Consider the following 20,380-nt stretch of genomic DNA (forward strand, 5'->3'; position numbering starts at 1 on the left):
GGTTGTTTGATGGCCTGGGCGAGCACCATTCGAGCAGAGGTAAGCAGATCCTTTCTACGCAAGCCGATGACTGGATTGAGCCCCAGGGTGTTCTCCGAGGCTTGGCGTTTCAGGTCATCGTTGTTCTTGTTACTCATCTACGACGCTCCATTGTCCTGAGACGAGTACCGGGCCTGCTGTGTAGTTACACAGCACGAGGCCAGGCACTACTACTCGGGTGACCGTTGATTGCCACTGCTGCGGTTACTTTGCAGAACTCTGCAGGGAACTTGCCAGATCCATTGGTTACCCGAGTTTATTTTTTTTCGCAAGCAGGCCATTCATTGGCCATGCAGCCCTGCATTCAAACAGATGAAATTAGAAAATGCCCTCTAAACAGCCGGAGCCTTGAGCTAGAGCATCAGCTTGACCACGGACTCGCTCGGATCGCGGGATTTGCCGGCGGCCTCGAGTTGCTGCAGGTAGTCGCTCCACAACTCTTCCTGGCGCAGCGCCAACTGGTACAGGTAGTCCCAGGTGAACAAGCCGCTGTCATGGCCGTCGTCGAAGGTCAATTTCAGTGCGTACTGGCCGGCGGGCTCGATCTTGTCCAGGCCGACGCCGAGCTTGCCGAACTGCAGGATGGGGTTGCCGTGGCCCTGGACCTCGGCGGAGGGGGAGTGGACCCGCAGGAACTCCGCAGGCAGGTGGTAGACCTCGTCCGGCCCGTAGGTCAGGGTCAGGGTCTTGGAGGCTTTGTGCAGGTTGATGCCGGTGGGCAGGCGGGCCATGGGCGTTCTCTCTTGAGCTTCAAGCCATAAGCTTCAAGCTACAAGAAGGGAGATTCAAGCCATCGCGGATAAAACACTAGGGAAGCGTTGCTGCAAGCGACGCGAATCGGCTTGTCGCTTGCAGCTCGCAGCTTTGCGCTTACAGGATGTAGCGCGACAGGTCTTCGTTCTGCGCCAGCTCGCCCAGGTGGCTGTTGACGTAGGCCGCGTCGATGCGGATCGGCTCTTCGTTGTGGGCGCTGGCCAGGTCGCCGGCGCTGAACGACACCTCTTCGAGCAGGCGCTCGAGCAAGGTATGCAGGCGGCGGGCACCGATGTTCTCGGTCTTCTCGTTGACCTGGTAGGCGATCTCGGCCAGGCGCTTGATGCCCTCGTCGGCGAACTCGATGCCCAGGCCTTCGGTCTTGAGCAGTGCGCAGTACTGTTCGGTCAGGGACGCGTGCGGTTCCTTGAGGATACGTTCGAAGTCTTCCGGGGTCAGGGCCTTGAGTTCGACCCGGATCGGCAGCCGGCCTTGCAGCTCGGGCACCAGGTCGCTTGGCTTGCTCAGGTGGAATGCGCCGGAAGCGATGAACAGGATGTGATCGGTCTTGACCATGCCCAGCTTGGTGTTGACGGTGCAGCCTTCGATCAGCGGCAGCAGGTCGCGCTGCACGCCCTCGCGGGAGACATCGGCGCCGCCGACGTTGCCACGCTTGGCCACCTTGTCGATCTCGTCGATGAACACGATGCCGTGCTGCTCGACGGCTTCCAGGGCCTTGGCCTTGAGTTCTTCCTCGTTGACCAGGCGGCTCGCTTCTTCATCGCGAACCATCTTCAGCGCTTCCTTGACCTTGAGCTTGCGGGTCTTGCGCTTGCCCTTGCCCATGTTGGCGAACAGGCTCTGCAACTGGTTGGTCATCTCTTCCATGCCAGGTGGCGCGGCGATCTCGACGCCCATGTTCTCGGCGACTTCGATCTCGATTTCCTTGTCGTCCAGCTGGCCTTCGCGCAGGCGCTTGCGGAACAGCTGGCGGGTGTTGGAGTCGCTGCTGGTCTGCGCGGCTTCCTCGGCGAAACTGCTGACCCGGGCCTGGGGCAGCAGGGCGTCGAGGATGCGGTCCTCGGCGGCGTCTTCGGCGCGGTGGCGCACGCGGATGATCTCCTGCTCGCGGAGCATCTTCAGCGCGGCGTCGGCCAGGTCGCGGATGATCGACTCGACGTCGCGGCCGACATAACCGACTTCGGTGAACTTGGTCGCTTCGACCTTGATGAACGGCGCGTTGGCCAGCTTGGCCAGGCGCCGGGCGATCTCGGTCTTGCCCACGCCGGTAGGGCCGATCATCAGGATGTTCTTGGGCGTGACCTCGGCGCGCAGCTCGGCGGGCAGTTGCATGCGCCGCCAGCGGTTGCGCAGGGCGATGGCCACGGCGCGCTTGGCGTCGTCCTGGCCGATGATATGGCGATTGAGTTCGTGGACGATTTCGCGGGGGGTCATGGACATAGTAATTGGCGGTTCTCAAGCAGGAATGAATGCCGTGGCAGGGGAGCCTGCCGCCTGGCGGCAGGTCCGGGCCGGAACAGGCTTATTCCGCGAGATCCTGCTCCTCGATGGTTTGAGTGTGGTTGGTGAATACACAGATATCGCCGGCGATGCCCAGGGCGGTCTCGACGATCTCGCGAGCCGACAGGTCGGTCTTCTTCAGCAATGCGCTGGCCGCGGCCTGGGCGTAGGCGCCACCGGAACCCATGGCGATCAGGCCGTCCTCGGGTTCGACCACGTCGCCGTTGCCGGTGATGATCAGCGAGGCATCCTTGTTGGCCACGGCCAGCATGGCCTCCAGGCGGCTCAGGGAGCGATCGGTACGCCACTCCTTGGCCAGCTCGACGGCGGCGCGGATCAGGTGGCCCTGGTGTTTTTCCAGCTGGCCTTCGAAACGCTCGAACAGGGTGAAGGCGTCGGCGGTGGCCCCGGCGAAACCGGCAATGACCTGGCCGTGATACAGGCGGCGAACTTTTTTCGCATTGCCTTTCATCACGGTGTTGCCAAGGGAAACCTGGCCGTCGCCGCCCATGACGACTTTGCCGTGGCGGCGGACTGAAACGATGGTGGTCAAGGGAAAGTCTCCACGCAGCGGGGCGAAAGTGCCCAGATGGAAACTCATATGGGGGTGGTGAGAGCTTTTTCAACTGCCGGGGCGGCAGAGAGACGAGTGGCTTGGTGACGGCGGGAGGGAGGGCGCGCCCTCTTTTGGCGCGACAAGCGCACAAAAGAGGGCAGGATGGCCCGGATACGGCGAGGGCGTCAGCGGTTCTGGCGTTGTTGCAACAGCAGGTTGCTGAAGCCGGCACCGGCCAGCTGTTTCTGGGCCACGGTCAGTTGCTCGCGATTGCTGAACGGGCCGACCAGCACCCGGTACCAGGTCTCGTCCTTCACCGTGCCGGATTCGACCGACACCGACTGGCCCAGCAGGATGATCTGCGCACGGACCTTGTCGGCATCGGCTTCCTTGCGGAACGATCCGGCCTGGAGGAAGAACTTGGTCACCGGCGCGGCCTTGGCCACCGGTGGCGCAGGTGGCGGGGTGATGCCGGCCAGGGCCGCCTGGGCCCGGGCGGTGTCGATCTTCGCGGCTTCCGCTGGTGTCACCGGAGTGGTCGGCACCGGTGGTACCTGTGGCGTCGGCAGGGTTTTTTCCGGCACGGCTTCCGGCGGCACAATGACCTCCGATTCCGGCAGCAGGGTGTAGAAGTCGTACTTGGGCTTCACCGGTTGCTGCGGGCTGGGCGGTGTCTTGTTGGCCTCGGCGATCTTGCTGGCCTTCTGCTGTTCGATCTTCTCGCGCTTGACGCTGTCGCCGCCCTTGCCTGGCTCGAGCTTCATCAGGAACACGATGAAGGCGCCGATGGTCAGGCCGATGGCCAGCCACAGCCAGCCCGGGATCGGCTTCTTGGCCGGGGGCTGGTAACGACTGGCGCCACGCTTGGGTGCAGGTTTTTTCTTGGCAGCCAACTTACATTTGCTCCAGGACTTCGAGGCCCAGCAGTTCCAGACCTTGCTTGAGGGTGCGCCGGGTCAGCTCGGTCAGGCGCAGGCGGCTATTCATCTGCTCGGGAGTCTCGGCTGCCAGGATCGGGCAGTTTTCGTAGAAGCTGGAGAACAGCCCGGCCACATCGTACAGGTAGCTGCACAGCACGTGTGGGGTGCCTTTTTCGGCGACGTTGTTGAGGATCTCGCCAAACTGCGCCAGGCGCGCTGCCAGCTCCAGCTCCTGGGCGGCGTGCAGCTCGATCTTGCCCTGGACCTGGCTGAAGTCCTTGCCCAGCTTGCGGAACACGCCGGCAGCGCGGGTGTAGGCGTACAGCAGGTAGGGCGCGGTGTTGCCTTCGAAGTTGAGCATCAGGTCGAAGTTGAAGCTGTAGTCGCTGGTGCGGTGCTTGGACAGGTCGGCGTACTTCACCGAGTCGATGCCCACCACCTTGGCGATGCGCCGCAGGTCGGCTTCCGGCAACTGCGGGTTCTTTTCCTTCACCAGGGCGTAGGCCCGCTCCTCGGCTTCGGTCAGCAGGTCGATCAGCTTCACGGTGCCGCCGTCACGGGTCTTGAACGGACGGCCGTCGGCGCCGTTCATGGTGCCGAAGCCCATGTGCTCCATGTCCATTGGATGGGTGACGAAGCCGGCCTTGTGGGCCACCGCGAACACTTGCTGGAAGTGCAGGGCCTGGCGCTGGTCGACGAAGTACAGGGCGCGGTCGGCCTTGAGCTTGCCGCTGCGGTAGCGCACGGCGGCCAGGTCGGTGGTGGCGTACAGGTAGCCGCCGCCGGCCTTGACGATGATCACTGGCAGCGGCTCGCCCTCGGCATTCTTGAACTCGTCGAGGAACACGCACTGCGCGCCATTGCTCTCCACCAGCATGCCCTGGGCCTTGAGGTCGTTGACCACGTTGATCAGGTCATCGTTGTAGGCGCTCTCGCCCATCACGTCGGCCATGGTCAGCTTGACGTTGAGCAGCTCGTAGATCTTCTGGCAGTGGGACAGGGAGATGTCCTTGAACTTGGTCCACAGGGCGAGGCAGTCCGGGTCGCCGGCCTGCAGCTTGACCACCAGGCTCCGGGCGCGGTCGGCGAAGGCCTCGGACTCGTCGAAGCGTTGCTTGGCGGCGCGGTAGAAGTTCTCCAGGTCCGACAGCTCGTCGCTGGTGATGGGGTTCTCTTCCAGGTAGGCCATCAGCATGCCGAACTGGGTACCCCAGTCGCCCACGTGGTTCTGGCGGATCACGGTGTCGCCGAGGAATTCCAGGACCCGTGCCACGCCGTCGCCGATGATGGTGGAGCGCAGGTGGCCAACGTGCATTTCCTTGGCCAGGTTGGGCGCCGACATGTCGATCACGGTGCGTTGCGCCGGGCCGGCCTTGCGCACGTTCAGGTGGGCGTCGTCGAGCGCGGCGTCCAGGCGCGCGGCCAGGGCCTGGGTGTTCTGGAAGAAGTTGATGAAGCCCGGGCCGGCGATTTCCGCCTTGCTCAGGTTCTCGTCGGCCGGCAGGGCGGCGATGATCTTTTCCGCCAGGTCGCGCGGTTTCATGCCGGCTGGCTTGGCCAGCATCATGGCGATGTTGCTGGCGAAGTCGCCATGTGTCTTGTCGCGGGTGTTCTCGACCTGGATCGCCGGCGCCAGGCCTTCGGGCAACACACCTTCGGCGACGAGTTGGGTGATGGCTTGCTGGATGAGCTGGCGAATGGTGTCTTTCATGGTCTTCTCTTTCGACCGCTGGCGCGGCGGCGCTTCGGTGCGCAGGTGGAAAAACTGGGCATTATCCGTTGCCGGGGGCAGGTTGCCAACCTTTGGGGGGTGAGCGGCAAGCGGGCCGGTGGCTCGCTACTTACAGCTTGCAACCGGGGGCGGCCGCTCAATACAGGTCGACCGGGTCCACATCCAGCGACCAGCGAACCTGCCGGCCGCCGGGCATCTGCTCCAGCACCAGCAGCCAGTTGCTGAGCAGGCGGTGCAGCGGTGCCCGGGCATTGGCCTGCAGCAGCAATTGCGCTCGATAGCGTCCGGCCCGGCGCTCCATGGGCGCGGGCACCGGTCCCAACAATTCGATGCCCGCCGACTGTTGTTCGGCCAGCAGGCGCTCGGCCTCGCTGCAGGCTTCGTCGAGGAAGGCTTCGGCCTGGCCCGGCTTGTGGGCTTCGGCCCGTAGCAGCGCCAGGTGGGCGAAGGGCGGCAGGCCGGCGGCGCGTCGTTCGCTCAGGGCTTGTTCGGCGAAAGCGAAGTAGCCTTGCTCGGTCAGCTGCACCAGCAGCGGGTGATCGGCCAGGTGCGTCTGGATGATCACCTTGCCCGGTTCCTCGGCGCGGCCTGCGCGGCCGGCCACCTGGACGATCAGTTGCGCCATGCGTTCGCTGGCGCGAAAGTCTCCGGAAAACAGGCCACCATCGGCATCCAGGATCGCTACCAGGGTTACCCGGGGGAAGTGATGCCCCTTGGCTAGCATCTGCGTGCCCACCAGGATGCACGGCTGGCCCTTCTGGATGGTGGCGAACAGCTGGTTCATTGCGTCCTTGCGCGAGGTACTGTCGCGGTCCACCCGCAGGACCGGGTAGTCGGGGAACAGGATGCCCAGGCGCTCCTCGGCTCGTTCGGTGCCGGCGCCCACTGGCCGCAGGTCGACCTTGCCGCACTGCGGGCAATGCCGGGGTACTCGTTCCACATGGCCGCAGTGATGGCAACGCAGTTCGCCCGAGCGTTGGTGCACGGTCATGCGGGCATCGCAGCGCTCGCATTCGGACATCCAGCCGCAGTCATGGCACAGCAGCGTCGGGGCGAAGCCGCGGCGATTGAGGAACACCAGCACCTGTTGTCCGGCGGCCAGGGTCTGGCCGATGGCCTGCTGCATGGGCCCGGAGATGCCGCTGTCCAGGGGCCGGCTCTTGACGTCCAGGCGCAGGAAGCGCGGCGGCTTGGCGCCGCCGGCCCGTTCGGTCATGCGCAGCAGGCCATAGCGCCCGGTGTAGGCGTTGTGCAGGCTTTCCAGGGAAGGGGTGGCCGAACCCAGGACGATAGGGATGTCTTCCTGGCGGGCGCGGACCAGGGCCAGGTCGCGGGCGTGGTAGCGCAGGCCCTCCTGCTGTTTATAGGAGCCGTCGTGTTCCTCGTCGATGATGATCAGGCCGGGATTCTTCATCGGCGTGAACAGCGCGGAACGGGTGCCGATGATGATGTCGGCCTCGCCGTCCCGGGCGGCCAGCCAGGCGTCCAGGCGTTCGCGGTCGTTGACCGCCGAGTGCAGCAGGGCGATGCGCGCATTGAAGCGCTGTTCGAAGCGCGCCAGGGTCTGGGGGCCGAGGTTGATCTCAGGGATCAGCACCAGGGCCTGCTTGCCAGCTTCGAGGGTTTCGCGGATCAGCTGCAGGTAGACCTCGGTCTTGCCGCTGCCGGTGACCCCAGCCAGGAGAAAGGCATGGTAGCTGTCGAGTCCGGCGCGGATGGCCTCGTAGGCGGCGCGTTGTTCGCTGTTGAGCGGCAGTTCCGGCTGGGCCAGCCAGTGTTCGTGGCGAGCCCCGGGGGCATGCCTGCGCACTTCCACCCGGACCAGTTCCTTGGCCAGCAGCAGGTCCAGGCTGTCCTTGTTCAGCATCAACTTGCTCAGCAGCCCATGGGGCACGCCGTGGGGGTGCTGGGCCAGGGTCGCCAGGGCGTCGCGCTGGCGTGGGGCGCGGGCGATGCGCGGATCGTCAAGGCGGGCCCCGGGAACGATCGACCAGAAGCGCTCCTGGCGGGCCTCGGCCGGTTCGCCCTGGCGCAGCAGCACCGGCAGCGCCCAGCTCAGGGTATCCCCCAGGCTGTGCTGGTAGTACTGGGCGGTCCACAGGCACAGCTTGAACAAGGCCGCCGGCAGCGGCGGCGTGGGATCGAGCAGGGCCAGGGCCGGCTTGAGCTTGTCCGCCGGCACCTCGCTGTGATCGGCCACCTGGACCAGGATGCCGATCATCTCGCGACGGCCGAACGGCACCCGCAGGCGCATGCCCGGCTGCAGCTGGGCGCGCAGCACGCCGGCCGGGGCACGATAGTCGAACAGGCGGCGCAGGGGCGAAGGCAGGGCGAGGCGCAGGATGGCGTCGGGCACGCGGGGGAGTCTCACAGGACAGGCAGTGGATAGGTGCCGGAGCCTAACAGACGAGCGGTGGAGTGTCCTGCACAAGCGTGTGGGCGGGCCGGGGAGGGCCGGTCAGGGCGAGAGCGGGCCTGTCAAGTTCCCGAGGATTTTTTCTGATGGGGGGTTATGCGGGTCCCTTGCGCGATTGCTTGGGTCTGGTAGAATCCGCGCCCTAATTCGTGCGGTATTCAACAATAGTGTTGGGTGGCGGCACGCTAGCCTGAGGAATTCATCATGAAAGCCGATATCCATCCAGTATACGAAGCCATTACCGCTACTTGCAGCTGCGGTAACGTCATCGAAACTCGCTCCACCCTGGCCAAGCCTCTGAGCCTGGACGTGTGCAACGAGTGCCACCCGTTCTACACCGGTAAGCAGAAGACTCTGGACGTTGGCGGTCGTGTCGACAAGTTCAAGTCGCGCTTCGGTGCTTTCGGCGCAACGAAAAAGGCCTGAGGCTGATCGTTCTGGAAAGCCGGTACCGACTTTCCTCGCTGATGAAAAAGGCGTCCCTGGTGGGCGCCTTTTTTGTGTCTGCGATTTGGCTGACAGCTGCCCAGGCATTCTGCCCGGCACCCGTGCCGGCGACCGTGGTTCCCGCTAGCGTGCTGCGGGTGGTGGATGGCGACACCCTGCGCCTCAAGGACGGCCGCAGCGTACGCATGATCGGTCTCAACGCGCCGGAACTGGCCAGGGGCGGGCGCAAGGCCGAGCCGCTGGCGATAGCGGCGCGTCGGCGCCTGGAACAACTGGTGGCGCAGAGCGGTGGGCGGGTCGGCCTGGTCCTCGGGCGCGAGCGGCATGATCGCTATGGCCGGACCCTGGCTCACGTCTATGGGGCCAGTGGCCTCAATTTCGAATCCCGGTTGATCGCCGAGGGGCTCGCCTATCGCATTGCCCTGGCACCGAATGTCGCACTGGTCGCCTGCCAACAGGCCGCCGAAGACCACGCGCGTCGGGCCCGGCTTGGGTTATGGCGGCGGTCGCCTGTACTGAAAGCGGAGCAGATCCGTGCCCCGGGGTTTGCCTTGCTCTCTGGGCGGGTAAGCAAGATGGAGCACAATCGCAGTGGGGTTTGGATCACATTGCACGGCTCGGTTGTATTGCGCATTGCCCCCAATATCCGGGACGGCTTCGCCCCTGGGCGGCTCAAGCGCCTTGTGGGGCGGCGGGTCGAGGCTCGTGGCTGGGTGGTGGAGCGACGTCGCCAGGGCGCCTCCCGGTCTGCCGGTGCGCGCTGGATGATCTCGCTGAAGGATCCCTCGATGCTCAGGATTCCCTGAAATCGCAAAAATTGTAGACATTTTTCAATTGAATTGTGAACAGTTGAAAGCCTTGTGGGCTGCGGCTCTTGGCCCAAAGTCTTAGGCTACGGGCCTTGACAGGGGTGACTGGGCAGTCTTGTGGGGACTATGCGACACGGGTATCCTCGGCGATCCGTCTGTCCAACAGTAAAAGCGGAATGCCCACATGTCTGATTTGAAAACTGCCGCTCTCGAATATCATGCCAATCCTCGCCCAGGGAAGCTGAGTGTCGAGCTCACCAAGGCCACTGCTACCGCTCGCGACCTGGCGCTGGCCTACAGCCCTGGCGTAGCCGAGCCGGTACGTGAGATCGCTCGCGATCCGGAACTGGCCTACAAGTACACCGGCAAAGGCAACCTGGTTGCCGTCATTTCCGATGGCACCGCTATTCTCGGCCTGGGTAACCTCGGTCCGCTGGCCTCCAAGCCGGTGATGGAAGGCAAGGGCGTGCTGTTCAAGCGTTTCGCCGGTATCGATGTGTTCGACATCGAGGTCGATGCCGAAAGCCCGCAAGCCTTCATCGACACCGTCAAGCGCATCTCCATCACCTTCGGCGGTATCAACCTGGAAGACATCAAGGCGCCGGAGTGCTTCGAGATCGAGCGCGCCCTGATCGAACAGTGCGATATCCCGGTATTCCATGATGACCAGCACGGTACCGCCATCGTGACCGCGGCCGGCATGATCAATGCCCTGGAAATCGCCGGCAAGACCCTGGGCGAAGCCAAGATCGTCTGCCTGGGCGCCGGCGCTGCCGCCATCTCCTGCATGAAGCTGCTGGTAAGCATGGGCGCGCAGATCGAGAACATCTTCATGGTCGACCGTACCGGTGTGATCCACTCCGGCCGTGACGACCTGAACCAGTACAAGGCGGTGTTCGCCCACGCTACCGACAAGCGCACCCTGACTGACGCCCTGCAAGGTGCCGACGTGTTCGTGGGCCTGTCTGGCCCGAACCTGCTGAGCCCTGAAGGCCTGAAGTCCATGGCGCCGAACCCGATTGTGTTCGCCTGCTCCAACCCTGATCCAGAGATCGCCCCGGAACTGGCCCACGCCACCCGCGACGACGTGATCATGGCCACCGGCCGTTCGGACTACCCGAACCAGGTGAACAACGTACTGGGCTTCCCGTTCATCTTCCGTGGCGCCCTGGACGTTCGCGCCAAGCGCATCAACGAAGAGATGAAGATCGCCGCCGCCAATGCCCTGCGCGAACTGGCCAAGCTGCCGGTGCCGCAGGAAGTCTGCGACGCCTACGGCGGCATCAAGCTGGAATACGGCCGTGAATACATCATTCCGAAGCCGATGGATGCCCGCCTGATCACCGTGATCTCCGATGCCGTGGCCAAGGCCGCCATCGAGACTGGTGTAGCTACCCTGCCATATCCGAAGAACTACCCGCTGAAAAGCGTGAACGACGTGTTCAACGGCTAATCGCAGCCCATAAAAAACCCGGCCATCGAGCCGGGTTTTTTTATGGGGAAGTTTCAAGCCTCAAGCTGTATCGCTTGAGGCTTGTAGCTTGCGCTGCTGTTCTAGAACAGGTCGATCGGTGCCGCTTCGTCCGCAGGCAGCGGGCTGCCAGGAGCGACACCATTGCCCAGTTCGTTGACCGAGGGCGGGGTGTCCTCGCTCTTGAACAGCTCGAAGTAGGCGTTCGGCGTGCCCGGAGCGGCTGCGCGGCCGCTGACCGGATCGACCCGCAGGCTGAGGATGCCTTCCGGCTCGGCCAGGGTATGCGGCGGCTTGCCCTTGAGGGCCGCGCCCATGAAGTTCATCCAGATCGGCAGGGCCACGGTGCCGCCGTACTCGCGACGCCCCAGGCTCTCGGGTTGATCGAAGCCGGTCCAGACGGTGGTCACGTAGTCGGCGTTGTAGCCAGAGAACCAGGCATCCTTGGATTCGTTGGTGGTACCGGTCTTGCCGGCCAGGTCCGAACGGCCCAGGGCCAGGGCGCGGCGGCCGGTGCCCAGCTTGATCACGTCCTCGAGCATGCTGTTGAGGATGTAGGCGGTGCGTCCGTCGATCACTCGTTCGGCCACGGCCGGGGCTTGCACTGCCGGTTGCTGTGGACTCTCGCCGGCCAGGGTATTGATCGTGAAGTTGTGCTCCGGCGCGGCGATGCCGCTGCTGGCGGTGTCGCCATTGGGGACGCTGGGCGGGTTGGCGCTGAACAGCAGCTCGCCGTTGCGGCTTTCGATCTTGTCGATGATGTAGGGCGCGATCTTGTAACCGCCGTTGGCAAAGGTGCTCCAGCCAGTAGCGATCTCCATCGGCGTCAGGGTCGCGGTGCCCAGGGCCAGGGACAGGTTGCGCGGCAGGTCCTGCTTGTTGAAGCCGAACTTGCTGATGTAGTCGATGGTGCGGTCCACGCCCATGCTTTGCAGCAGGCGGATCGACACCAGGTTGCGCGACTTGTACAGCGCCTCACGCATCCGGATCGGGCCGAGGAAGGTGTTGGTGTCGTTCTTTGGCCGCCAGACCTTGTCCAGGTACTCGTCGACGAACACGATCGGCGCGTCGTTCACCAGGCTGGCAGGGGTGTAGCCATTGTCCAGGGCGGCGCTGTAGATGAAAGGCTTGAAGCTGGAACCGGGCTGGCGCTTGGCCTGCATCGCACGGTTGTAGTTGCTCTGCTCGAAGGCGAAGCCCCCGACCAGGGCGCGGATCGCGCCGTTCTGCGGGTCCAGGGTCACCAGGGCGCCCTGGGCGACCGGGATCTGGCTGAACTTCAGCGAGTCGTCCGCCTGGCGCTGTACCCGTACCAGGTCGCCGACCTGGGCTACGTCCGCCGGCTGGCGCGGAACGGCGCCCATGCTATTGGTGTTGAGGAACGGCCGGGCCCATTTCATGGTGTCCCAGGCCACATGTTCCTGGCCGTTGCGCGTCAGCACCTGGATACCGTTCTTCTCGACCTGGGTAACGATCGCCGGCTCCAGGCCGCTGATGCTCCGCTGCTTGGTCAGCTCGTTGGCCCAGGCGGCCTGGGTCTTGCCGGGCAGGCGCGATTCCGGCCCACGGTAGCCGTGGCGCTGGTCGTAGGTCATCAGCCCTTCATGAACGGCGGTGTTGGCCATTTCCTGCAGGTCGCTGGGCACCGTGGTGGTGACCCGGAAACCCTCGGTATAGGCGTCGCTGCCATAGCGTCCGACCATTTCGGCCCGGGCCATTTCCGCGATGTAGGGGGCATTAACCTCCGGAGTCGGAACGTGATAGCTGGCGTTGAGCGGTTCGTTGACCGCCTCGGTGTAGTCCGCTTCGCTGATCTTGCCCAGCTTGTACATGCGCCCCAGGATCCAGTCGCGGCGCTCCTTGCTGCGCGCCGGGTTGGCCAGGGGATTGAAGCGTGAAGGCGCCTTGGGCAGGCCGGCGATCATCGCCATCTGCGCCAGGCTCACTTCCCGGATGGATTTGCCGTAGTACACCTGGGCTGCCGCCTCGATGCCATAGGCGCGGTTGCCCAGGTAGATCTTGTTGACGTAGAGCTCGAGGATCTCGTCCTTGGTCAACTGCCGCTCTATTTGCAGGGCCAGGAGGATTTCCGTGGTCTTGCGCGAGAAGCTGCGTTCACTGGTGAGGAAGAAGTTCTTCGCTACCTGCATGGTGATGGTGCTGCCGCCGGACTGGATATGCCCGCTCTTGACCAATTGGGTCGCGGCCCGCATCAGGCTGCTGGGATCAACCCCGTAATGGTTAGCGAAGTTGTCGTCTTCAGCACTTAGTAACGCATTGATGAAGTTGGGGGGAATGTCGGCGAAACGGATCGGAGTACGGCGCATCTCGCCGAATTCCGCGATCAACTTGCCGTCGCTGCTGTACACCCGCAGCGGAATCTGCAACTGGATGCTTCTCAGGGCCTCTACCGAAGGCAAGCCAGGACTAAGATAGAGAAACGCACCGGAGAGGGCGAGGAGCAGCCCGCAGAATGCCGCTACGATGGACCACCCGAAAAACTTCAGCAGACGAATCAAGGCTTTTGGATTTCCAGAGAAAGGAATGAATTAGGCGTCGGGGCATGCACGGTCATCAGGACCGACCTACGCAGCGGGTAACCGCAGAAAAAAACGCGGGCATTATAAGCATTTTCCGCCCAGAGCGTCATTTGACCGTCTGTCAAGATGCGACGATCGAGCGCACTGCGGCATAAGGAATCCGTAAGTTACGGATAGTCATAAGGAATTGGACGTGCTTGGAGTATTCGGCAGAAAGCCGGGTTCCCTGGTGGGAATCGATATCCAGTCGACAGCGGTCACGCTCCTGGCCTTGAGTCGCCAGGGCCCGGGCTACCGGGTCGAGGCCTATGCCCGGGAAACCCTGCCGCCTGGGGTGCTGCAGGAACGCTTGATCGTCGATCCCGAGGCGCTGGCCCAGACGCTGTCCCGCGTTCGGCTAAAAAGCGGTACCGGCCTGCGCAACGTCGCGGTGGCGCTACCTGGCGAAGCGGTGATCAGCAAGCTGATCGAGATGCCGGTGGGGCTATCGGAGCAGGAGCTGGAAGACCAGGTCGCCCTGGAGGCCGAGCAGTACATCCCCTACCCGTTGGAAGACGTGGCCATCGATTTCGAGGTGCAAGGACCGGTGCCTGGTAGCCCGCAACGCAACCAGGTGCTGCTGGTGGCATGCCACAACGAGCATGTCGAATCCCTGGTCTCGGCACTGGCCCTGGCCGATCTCAGTGCCGAGGTGGTGGAAACCCAGCCCCTGGCCCTGGAGCGTTGCCTGGCGCTGCTGGGCAGCAGCCAGTCCCTCGCGCCCCAGGCGACCCTGGCACTGTTCGACATCGGTCTGGATCGCAGCACCTTCAACGTGATGCAAGGGCAACGAGTCATCCATGGCCATGAGCAGCCGTTCGGTAGCCGACGACTCTTGGATGATCTGCAAGGACATGGGCTGACGTTGGAGGAGGTATTGCTGGCCCAGCGCCAGGAGCGTTTGCCCCAAGACTGCATTGGCGAGGTACTGCATGCTTTCGAGGAGGAGCTTGTGCAGCAGGCGGCCCGTTCGTTACAAGAGTTCGCCGGCTCATCCCAGCGGCGCCAGGTGGACCTGTTGCTGCTGGCAGGAAGCGCCAGCCGCCTGCATGGCCTGGCGCAGTGCGTGGAGCAGTCCCTGGCTGTGGTTACCTGTATCGCCAACCCTTTTCGTGACATGTCCAGCGGTGCCGGGGTGGATGCCTGGGGGCTCGCTGACCAGGCGCCGAGCTTGCTGCTTGCCTGCGGCCTGGCCTTGAGAGGAGTGCACTGATGTCCCGGATCAACCTGCTGCCCTGGCGTGAAGCTTCGCGGGAACTGCGTCGTCGTCGGTTCTTCCAGGTGCTGGTGGCGACGCTAGTGTCGGGTGTCGCGGTGATCCTGCTGGCGGACGCCTATATCTCCCGGGTGGTCGAGCGGTTGCATCTGCGTAACCAATATCTGCAGCAGGTGGTGGCAAGTCAGGATGATCGGATCGCCAGCCTTCACCAGCTCAAGTCGCAGCGCCAGGAACTTCTCGAACGCATGAAGAGCATCGAGGAATTGCAGGGCAGCCGTTCGTCCGGAGTGCAGATATTCGAGCAACTGGCCCGTAGCTTGCCTGATGGCGTTTATCTCACCGAGGTCGAGCAACGGGGGCGGAGCCTGGATATCAGTGGCGCAGCCGAATCCAACGAGCGGGTTTCCGAGTTGCTGCGCAACCTGCAGTTCGCCGAGGGATTTGCTCTCCCCGAGCTGGGTGAGGTCCGGCATGCCGCGGACGGGGAGGCGGGCTTGTCCAACCGGTTTCGGCTCAAGGTGCAGCAAGTACCGGTGTCATCGATGGATCCGGGGCCGTGAGCCCTTGGCCATGGTGGGATCGTATGCGTTACACCGGCCTGCGGGCGCTGGCATCTGACAGCCCCGCCGACTGGCCGGGGCCGCTCAGGGTATTACTGGCGATTCTGCTCCTTCTGGTGGTGTTGCTGGCGGGCCACGGCTTTTATCTGGAAGCAGGGCTGGAGCGGGTGGAGCAGTTGCGGCACACGGAAGCCCGGCTCAGGGAACAGGTCGCAGGTAAAGTCCGTGACGGGGCAGGCCTGGAAGCTTATCGCCAGCAACTGCTGTTCATGCAGGGTGAGTTTCAGCGTTGGCTGCAACTGTTTCCCGGTAGCGCAGAGACTCCGGGCTTGTTGGAGGACATCAGCCGACTGGGAGTGGATGTCGGCCTGGATTTCGAGGAGATCCGGCCGCAGCCGGAGCAACCCTGGAAATTCCTGGTTCAGTTGCCGATCCAGCTCACGGTCACCGGTGCCTATCACGATCTGGCGATTTTCGTCGGCGGCCTTGCGGCCCTGCCACGGTTCCTCACCTTGCACGATATCCGTATCGGACCGGTGGATGCCGCCGATCCGGTGCGTTTGAGAATGCAGCTGGAGGCGCGGACCTACAGATACGAAGATCCGGAGACGAACTCGTGAGGGGCGTTCGCTGGCTGTTGCCTGGTGCGATCTGGGCGGGTCTGCTGGGATGTGGCCCAGACGCTGGATTTTCCGATCTGGATGCCTACCTGGAAACCCTGCGGGAACAGGCAGCGATCCGGATCGAACCGGCCCCGGCCATTCGTGCTTTCCCGGCGCTCGGCTACGGTGCCGGCGCGCTGCGCAGTCCCTTCCAGGCGCCGCTGGCCACCTCGCTCGCCGGTCGAAGGTCGACAGCCGGTGGGCCCGAGCCTGATCGGGTTCGTGGGCCGCTCGAGGCTTTCGATATCGAGCAACTGCAAATGGTCGGGACCTTGTCCGGTAATGCCGGGAGCTTTGTCCTGCTGCGTGCAGGCGATGCGGTACATCGGCTGCGGGTAGGCGACTACCTGGGGCGCGATCAAGGACGGATCGTGGCCATCGACGAGTCATGGGTGAAGGTGCTGGAAATCGTACCCGACGGCTCGGGAAGCTGGCTGGAGCGACCACGGACTCTGGTACTGAAGAGCCATTCTTGAATGGAGTCAGGATGATGAACAGGGCTGTGCCTGCCTGTGGTGTAGTGCTGTGGATAATGTTGCTGGCGCCCTGGGTGAGCGCTGGCGAGCCCGGGTCTGCCAATGGGCGCCAGGTGGTCGATGCCAGGCCAGCGACCGGGAGCCCAGTCTATGGTGGCGATAAGCTGTCGTTGAATTTCCAGGATATCGAGGTGCGATCGGTGCTGCAGTTGATCGCCGATTTCACGGGGCTGAACCTGGTGGCCAGCGATACGGTGCAGGGCAGCATCACCCTGCGCCTGAAAAGCGTGCCCTGGGATCAGGCCCTGGACCTGGTGCTCAAGACCAAGGGCCTGGACCAGCGCCGGGTCGGTAACGTGTTGTTGGTGGCTCCGGCCGAAGAGATCTCCGCCCGTGAGTTGCAGGAATTGGAATCGCAAAAGCAGTTGGAGGATCTGGCGCCCCTGCGCCGGGAGCTATTGCAGGTCAACTACGCCAGGGCCGCCGACATCGCCAGGCTGTTCCAGTCAGTGACCGGCAGCGAGGAGCGGATTGGCGAGCGTGGGTCCATCAGTGTCGATGAGCGCACCAACAATATCATCGCCTACCAGAACCAGGAGCGCCTCGACGAGTTGCGACGTATCGTCGCCCAACTGGACGTCCCGGTACGCCAGGTCATGATCGAGGCGCGCATCGTCGAAGCCAACGTCGACTATGACAAGGGCTTGGGTGCGCGTTGGGGTGGCGCGTTGCAGAGCAGAGGGAACTGGAAGCTGTCCGGTGCCGGCGGTTCTCCGACCCGCGGTGTTGGCGGTGGCAGCGACTCGCCGTTCGTCGATCTGGGGATCGTCGGCCGGACTTCGGGCATGGACATCGCCTATATCTCCGACAACCTGCTGTTGGATCTGGAGCTGACCGCCATGGAGAAGAGCGGCAACGGCGAAATCATCTCCCAGCCTAAAGTGGTCACTTCCGATAAGGAGACCGCCAGGATCCTCAAGGGCACCGAGATTCCCTACCAGGAGGCCAGTTCCAGCGGTGCGACCTCGGTTTCGTTCAAGGAGGCTTCGCTGTCCCTGGAAGTTACCCCGCAGATCACCCCGGACGACCGGGTGGTCATGGACGTCAAGGTCACCAAGGACGAGCCGGACTACCTGAACAAGGTCCAGGACGTCCCGCCTATTCGCAAGAACGAAGTCAATGCCAAGGTTCTGGTGCGTGACGGGCAAACCATTGTCATTGGCGGAGTTTTTTCCAATACGCAGAGCAAGGTTGTAGATAAAGTGCCATTTCTGGGCGATGTCCCGTATCTTGGCCGCCTTTTCCGGCGAGACGTGGTGTCAGAGAAAAAATCCGAGCTGCTGGTGTTTCTCACTCCGCGTATCATGAACAACCAGGCGATTGCTGCGAGTCATTGATGCTGTGCGAAATTTGATTCTTGTTGGGCCAATGGGGGCTGGAAAAAGCACCATTGGCCGCTTGCTGGCCAAAGAGCTGCGCCTGCCATTCAAAGATTCCGATAAGGAAATTGAACTGCGCACAGGCGCGAATATCCCATGGATCTTCGATAAGGAAGGCGAGCCGGGTTTTCGTGACCGTGAGCAGGCGATGATCGCCGAACTGTGCAACACCGATGGCGTGGTGCTGGCCACGGGTGGTGGCGCGGTGATGCGCGAGGCCAATCGTCGGGCGTTGTATGCCGGCGGGCGAGTGGTCTACTTGCATGCTTCGGTGGAGCAGCAGGTCGGGCGTACCGCCCGGGATCGCAACCGCCCCTTGCTGCGTACCGCCGATCCGGCCAAGACACTGCGCGATCTGCTGGAGATCCGCGATCCGCTTTATCGGGAAATCGCCGACCTGGTGGTGGAAACCGATGAGCGGCCACCACGATTGGTGGTGCTGGACATCCTCGAGCGCTTGCAGCAACTGCCTTCCCGTTAATACGCCGGGCGAAATGCGCTATTCTCGGCGTCGCGCCAGACCGCCAAGGTGTGGCGCAGAGCTATCGGGCTGCGTCAGATGACCAGGCGAGGCCCATCGTCAAAGCAAGGCACAATGCTTGCTTCCATCTTCTCTGTGGGGACACATGCAGACACTTAAGGTCGATCTAGGCGAGCGCAGCTACCCGATCCACATCGGTGAAGGATTGTTGGACCGGCCCGAGCTGCTGGTGCCGCACATCGCCGGACGGCAAGTGGCGATCATCTCCAATGAAACCGTCGCGCCGCTGTACCTTGAGCGTCTGACCCGGACCCTGGCGCAGTTCTCGGTGATCTCGGTGGTTTTGCCCGATGGCGAGGCCTACAAGAACTGGGAGACCCTGCAACTGATTTTCGATGGCCTGCTGACCGCTCGCCACGACCGCCGTACCACCGTCATCGCCCTCGGTGGCGGAGTGATCGGTGACATGGCCGGGTTTGCCGCAGCCTGCTACCAGCGCGGTGTCGACTTCATCCAGATTCCCACCACCTTGCTGTCCCAGGTCGACTCCTCGGTAGGCGGCAAGACCGGCATCAACCACCCGTTGGGCAAGAACATGGTCGGCGCCTTCTATCAGCCGAACGTGGTGCTGATCGATACCACCAGCCTCACGACCCTGCCGAGCCGCGAGCTTTCGGCGGGCCTGGCGGAGGTGATCAAGTACGGCCTGATCTGCGACGAGCCGTTCCTCACCTGGCTGGAAGAAAACGTCGATCGCCTGCGGGCCCTGGAGCCGCAGGCGCTGACCTACGCCATCGAACGCTCCTGCGCGGCCAAGGCTGCAGTGGTGGGTGCCGATGAGCGCGAGTCGGGGGTGCGCGCCACCCTCAACCTCGGCCATACCTTCGGCCATGCCATCGAGACCCACATGGGTTATGGCGTGTGGCTACACGGCGAGGCCGTGGCGGCTGGCACCGTGATGGCCCTGGAGATGTCGTCGCGCCTGGGCTGGATCAGCGAGCAGGAGCGCGACCGCGGCATCGCCCTGTTCCAGCGCGCCGGCCTGCCGGTCATTCCGCCCGAGGAGATGACCGAGGCCGATTTTCTCGAACACATGGCAATAGACAAGAAAGTGATCGATGGTCGTTTGCGCCTGGTACTGCTGCGCCGCATGGGCGAAGCCGTAGTGACCGACGACTATCCGAAAGAGGTTCTGCAGGCCACGCTGGGAGCGGACTACCGCGCCCTGGCTCAGCTTAAAGGTTGATAGATTCCGATGACTAGTTTGCACGCGGACGAGGCATTCCTCGGCCATTACCAGTTGAGTCACGACCCCTTCGCTCCTCGGGTCCCCGGCTTCAAGTTCTTCCCTGCCCAGCGCAAGCCCGTGCTGGGGCAACTGCACCATCTGGCCCGCTATAGCCAACTGCTGCTGGTGGTCACTGGTCCCCAGGGCAGCGGCAAGACCCTGTTGCGCCAGGCGCTGGTCGCCAGCACCAACAAGCAATCGGTACAGAGCGTGGTGGTTTCCGCCCGTGGCGCCGGCGATGCCGCCGGTGTGCTGCGCCAGGTGGCCCAGGCGCTGAATGTGGCCCAGGCCGAGATCGGCACGATCCTGGCCCAGGTGGTGCAACTGGCCCTGACCGGCCAGGAGGTCTACCTGCTGGTGGACGATGCCGAGCAGCTCGACGAGTCCGCGCTCGAGGCGCTGCTGGCGCTGGCGGCGGGCGCCCCGGAAGGTCGTCCCCATGTCTTCCTGTTCGGCGAGTCATCGCTGATCGCGGCGCTGGACCCGTTCGGCACCGACCAGGAGCGTTTCCACATCATCGAACTGCAGCCCTACACCGAGGAGGAAACCAGGGAATACCTGGCCCAGCGCCTCGAGGGAGCGGGGCAGGGCATCGAACTTTTCTCCGCGGATCAGATCAGTGATATTCACGAAAGCTCCGATGGCTGGCCGGGCAACATCAACCAGGTCGCCAGGGATGCAATGATCGAAGCAATGATCGCCAGCCGCTCTGCGGTAAAGCGTCCAAGTATGGGGTTCAACATGCCTAAGAAACACGTATTGGCCATTTCCGCCGTAGTGGTCGTGGCCGTCGCCGCGGCCTGGCTGATGCCGGGTCGCGGCAAGGCGCCCGCCACCGGGACGCCGGCCAACGAGCAGGCGCAGCTACCGCTGGGCCAGGCGCCGAATGCCAATGGCGGCCCGGCGGTGGAGTTCGCCGGCTCGTCACAACCGATGCCACTGCCGTTGGTCGGCCAGTCGCAACCGGTGATGCGTGGTCCGCTGGCCGAGGCGGCGGGCGGAATTACCGAGG

General features: G+C 63.6%; 18 protein-coding genes and 1 pseudogene. 11 read left to right on the forward strand and 8 right to left on the reverse strand.

Features of this window, described 5'->3' with window-relative positions; translation table 11 throughout:
• From ACK6AU_RS26435 to ACK6AU_RS26465, 7 genes are all read right to left on the reverse strand, one after another.
• Positions 1-137: hypothetical protein (locus tag ACK6AU_RS26435; RefSeq protein WP_409302417.1), on the reverse strand; the 137-nt coding region annotated here is incomplete at its 3' end.
• Between the two features lie 255 nt (positions 138-392).
• Positions 393-770, reverse strand: coding sequence for a gamma-butyrobetaine hydroxylase-like domain-containing protein (locus tag ACK6AU_RS26440; protein WP_053132484.1), 378 nt, complete (start codon positions 768-770; stop codon positions 393-395).
• 139 nt (positions 771-909) lie between these two features.
• Entirely contained in the window at positions 910-2,253 is a 1,344-nt protein-coding gene (gene hslU / locus ACK6AU_RS26445) for an ATP-dependent protease ATPase subunit HslU (protein WP_185697406.1), read from the reverse strand.
• A gap of 82 nt (positions 2,254-2,335) precedes the next feature.
• Positions 2,336-2,866, reverse strand: a complete 531-nt coding sequence (hslV, locus tag ACK6AU_RS26450; RefSeq protein WP_007968352.1) for an ATP-dependent protease subunit HslV — start codon at positions 2,864-2,866, stop codon at positions 2,336-2,338.
• A 188-nt stretch (positions 2,867-3,054) separates the two neighbouring features.
• Positions 3,055-3,762 (reverse strand): SPOR domain-containing protein, encoded by a 708-nt coding sequence (locus ACK6AU_RS26455; protein ID WP_022639727.1) that lies wholly within the window; start codon positions 3,760-3,762, stop codon positions 3,055-3,057.
• A 1-nt stretch (position 3,763) separates the two neighbouring features.
• The gene (gene argS / locus ACK6AU_RS26460; protein WP_152899051.1) at positions 3,764-5,500 is read right to left on the reverse strand and encodes an arginine--tRNA ligase; all 1,737 of its coding nucleotides are present in this window, start codon (positions 5,498-5,500) and stop codon (positions 3,764-3,766) included.
• Between the two features lie 157 nt (positions 5,501-5,657).
• A complete protein-coding gene (locus tag ACK6AU_RS26465) occupies positions 5,658-7,877 on the reverse strand; it encodes a primosomal protein N' (protein WP_409302403.1) in 2,220 nt (739 codons plus the stop codon).
• Between the two features lie 264 nt (positions 7,878-8,141).
• On the opposite strand from ACK6AU_RS26465, the gene rpmE reads away from it, so the two are divergent.
• The 3 genes from rpmE (at position 8,142) to ACK6AU_RS26480 (ending at position 10,646) form a co-directional block, all read left to right on the forward strand.
• Positions 8,142-8,363: a 50S ribosomal protein L31 gene (gene rpmE / locus ACK6AU_RS26470; protein ID WP_011058815.1), complete on the forward strand. Its 222-nt coding sequence runs from the start codon at positions 8,142-8,144 to the stop codon at positions 8,361-8,363.
• Between the two features lie 41 nt (positions 8,364-8,404).
• Positions 8,405-9,190: a thermonuclease family protein gene (locus ACK6AU_RS26475; protein ID WP_409302405.1), complete on the forward strand. Its 786-nt coding sequence runs from the start codon at positions 8,405-8,407 to the stop codon at positions 9,188-9,190.
• 187 nt (positions 9,191-9,377) lie between these two features.
• Positions 9,378-10,646: a malic enzyme-like NAD(P)-binding protein gene (locus ACK6AU_RS26480; protein ID WP_185697409.1), complete on the forward strand. Its 1,269-nt coding sequence runs from the start codon at positions 9,378-9,380 to the stop codon at positions 10,644-10,646.
• A 101-nt stretch (positions 10,647-10,747) separates the two neighbouring features.
• Here the strand turns inward: ACK6AU_RS26480 and ACK6AU_RS26485 are convergent, their stop codons facing one another.
• The gene (locus ACK6AU_RS26485; protein ID WP_409302419.1) at positions 10,748-13,180 is read right to left on the reverse strand and encodes a penicillin-binding protein 1A; all 2,433 of its coding nucleotides are present in this window, start codon (positions 13,178-13,180) and stop codon (positions 10,748-10,750) included.
• Between the two features lie 217 nt (positions 13,181-13,397).
• Here ACK6AU_RS26485 and pilM point away from each other — a divergent pair, with 217 nt between their 5' ends.
• The 8 genes and pseudogenes from pilM to ACK6AU_RS26525 form a co-directional block, all read left to right on the forward strand.
• Complete coding sequence (gene pilM / locus ACK6AU_RS26490) at positions 13,398-14,456, forward strand: type IV pilus assembly protein PilM (protein ID WP_409302407.1); 1,059 nt, start codon at positions 13,398-13,400, stop codon at positions 14,454-14,456.
• Positions 14,456-15,022: a PilN domain-containing protein gene (locus tag ACK6AU_RS26495; RefSeq protein WP_185697412.1), complete on the forward strand. Its 567-nt coding sequence runs from the start codon at positions 14,456-14,458 to the stop codon at positions 15,020-15,022. Before pilM ends, ACK6AU_RS26495 begins: the two co-directional genes overlap by 1 nt.
• 23 nt (positions 15,023-15,045) lie before the next feature.
• Complete coding sequence (locus ACK6AU_RS26500; RefSeq protein WP_409302410.1) at positions 15,046-15,642, forward strand: type 4a pilus biogenesis protein PilO; 597 nt, start codon at positions 15,046-15,048, stop codon at positions 15,640-15,642.
• Positions 15,639-16,160 (forward strand): pilus assembly protein PilP, encoded by a 522-nt coding sequence (locus ACK6AU_RS26505; RefSeq protein ID WP_185697414.1) that lies wholly within the window; start codon positions 15,639-15,641, stop codon positions 16,158-16,160. Before ACK6AU_RS26500 ends, ACK6AU_RS26505 begins: the two co-directional genes overlap by 4 nt.
• A gap of 149 nt (positions 16,161-16,309) precedes the next feature.
• Positions 16,310-17,557: pseudogene (locus ACK6AU_RS26510) on the forward strand (type IV pilus secretin PilQ); the annotation flags it as partial.
• 4 nt (positions 17,558-17,561) lie between these two features.
• Positions 17,562-18,080: a shikimate kinase AroK gene (aroK, locus tag ACK6AU_RS26515; RefSeq protein WP_185697415.1), complete on the forward strand. Its 519-nt coding sequence runs from the start codon at positions 17,562-17,564 to the stop codon at positions 18,078-18,080.
• Between the two features lie 145 nt (positions 18,081-18,225).
• Positions 18,226-19,326, forward strand: coding sequence for a 3-dehydroquinate synthase (gene aroB, locus ACK6AU_RS26520; RefSeq protein WP_409302413.1), 1,101 nt, complete (start codon positions 18,226-18,228; stop codon positions 19,324-19,326).
• 9 nt (positions 19,327-19,335) lie between these two features.
• Positions 19,336-20,380, forward strand: a 1,045-nt coding sequence (locus tag ACK6AU_RS26525; protein ID WP_409302415.1) for an AAA family ATPase, incomplete at its 3' end; no start/stop codon positions are given.

It is taken from the genome of Pseudomonas sp. KCJK8993 (genome assembly GCF_046230915.1).
GTDB lineage: Bacteria > Pseudomonadota > Gammaproteobacteria > Pseudomonadales > Pseudomonadaceae > Aquipseudomonas > Aquipseudomonas piscis.

Bases quoted from the DNA above. Each gene is read 5' to 3' on its own strand.
- ACK6AU_RS26440 (WP_053132484.1), bottom strand. From the start codon at position 770: ATGGCCCGCCTGCCCACCGGCATCAACCTGCACAAAGCCTCCAAGACC.
- hslU (WP_185697406.1), bottom strand. From the start codon at position 2,253: ATGTCCATGACCCCCCGCGAAATCGTCCACGAACTCAATCGCCATATC.
- argS (WP_152899051.1), bottom strand. From the start codon at position 5,500: ATGAAAGACACCATTCGCCAGCTCATCCAGCAAGCCATCACCCAACTC.
- rpmE (WP_011058815.1), top strand. From the start codon at position 8,142: ATGAAAGCCGATATCCATCCAGTATACGAAGCCATTACCGCTACTTGC.
- ACK6AU_RS26475 (WP_409302405.1), top strand. From the start codon at position 8,405: ATGAAAAAGGCGTCCCTGGTGGGCGCCTTTTTTGTGTCTGCGATTTGG.
- ACK6AU_RS26480 (WP_185697409.1), top strand. From the start codon at position 9,378: ATGTCTGATTTGAAAACTGCCGCTCTCGAATATCATGCCAATCCTCGC.
- ACK6AU_RS26495 (WP_185697412.1), top strand. From the start codon at position 14,456: ATGTCCCGGATCAACCTGCTGCCCTGGCGTGAAGCTTCGCGGGAACTG.
- ACK6AU_RS26500 (WP_409302410.1), top strand. From the start codon at position 15,046: ATGCGTTACACCGGCCTGCGGGCGCTGGCATCTGACAGCCCCGCCGAC.
- aroB (WP_409302413.1), top strand. From the start codon at position 18,226: ATGCAGACACTTAAGGTCGATCTAGGCGAGCGCAGCTACCCGATCCAC.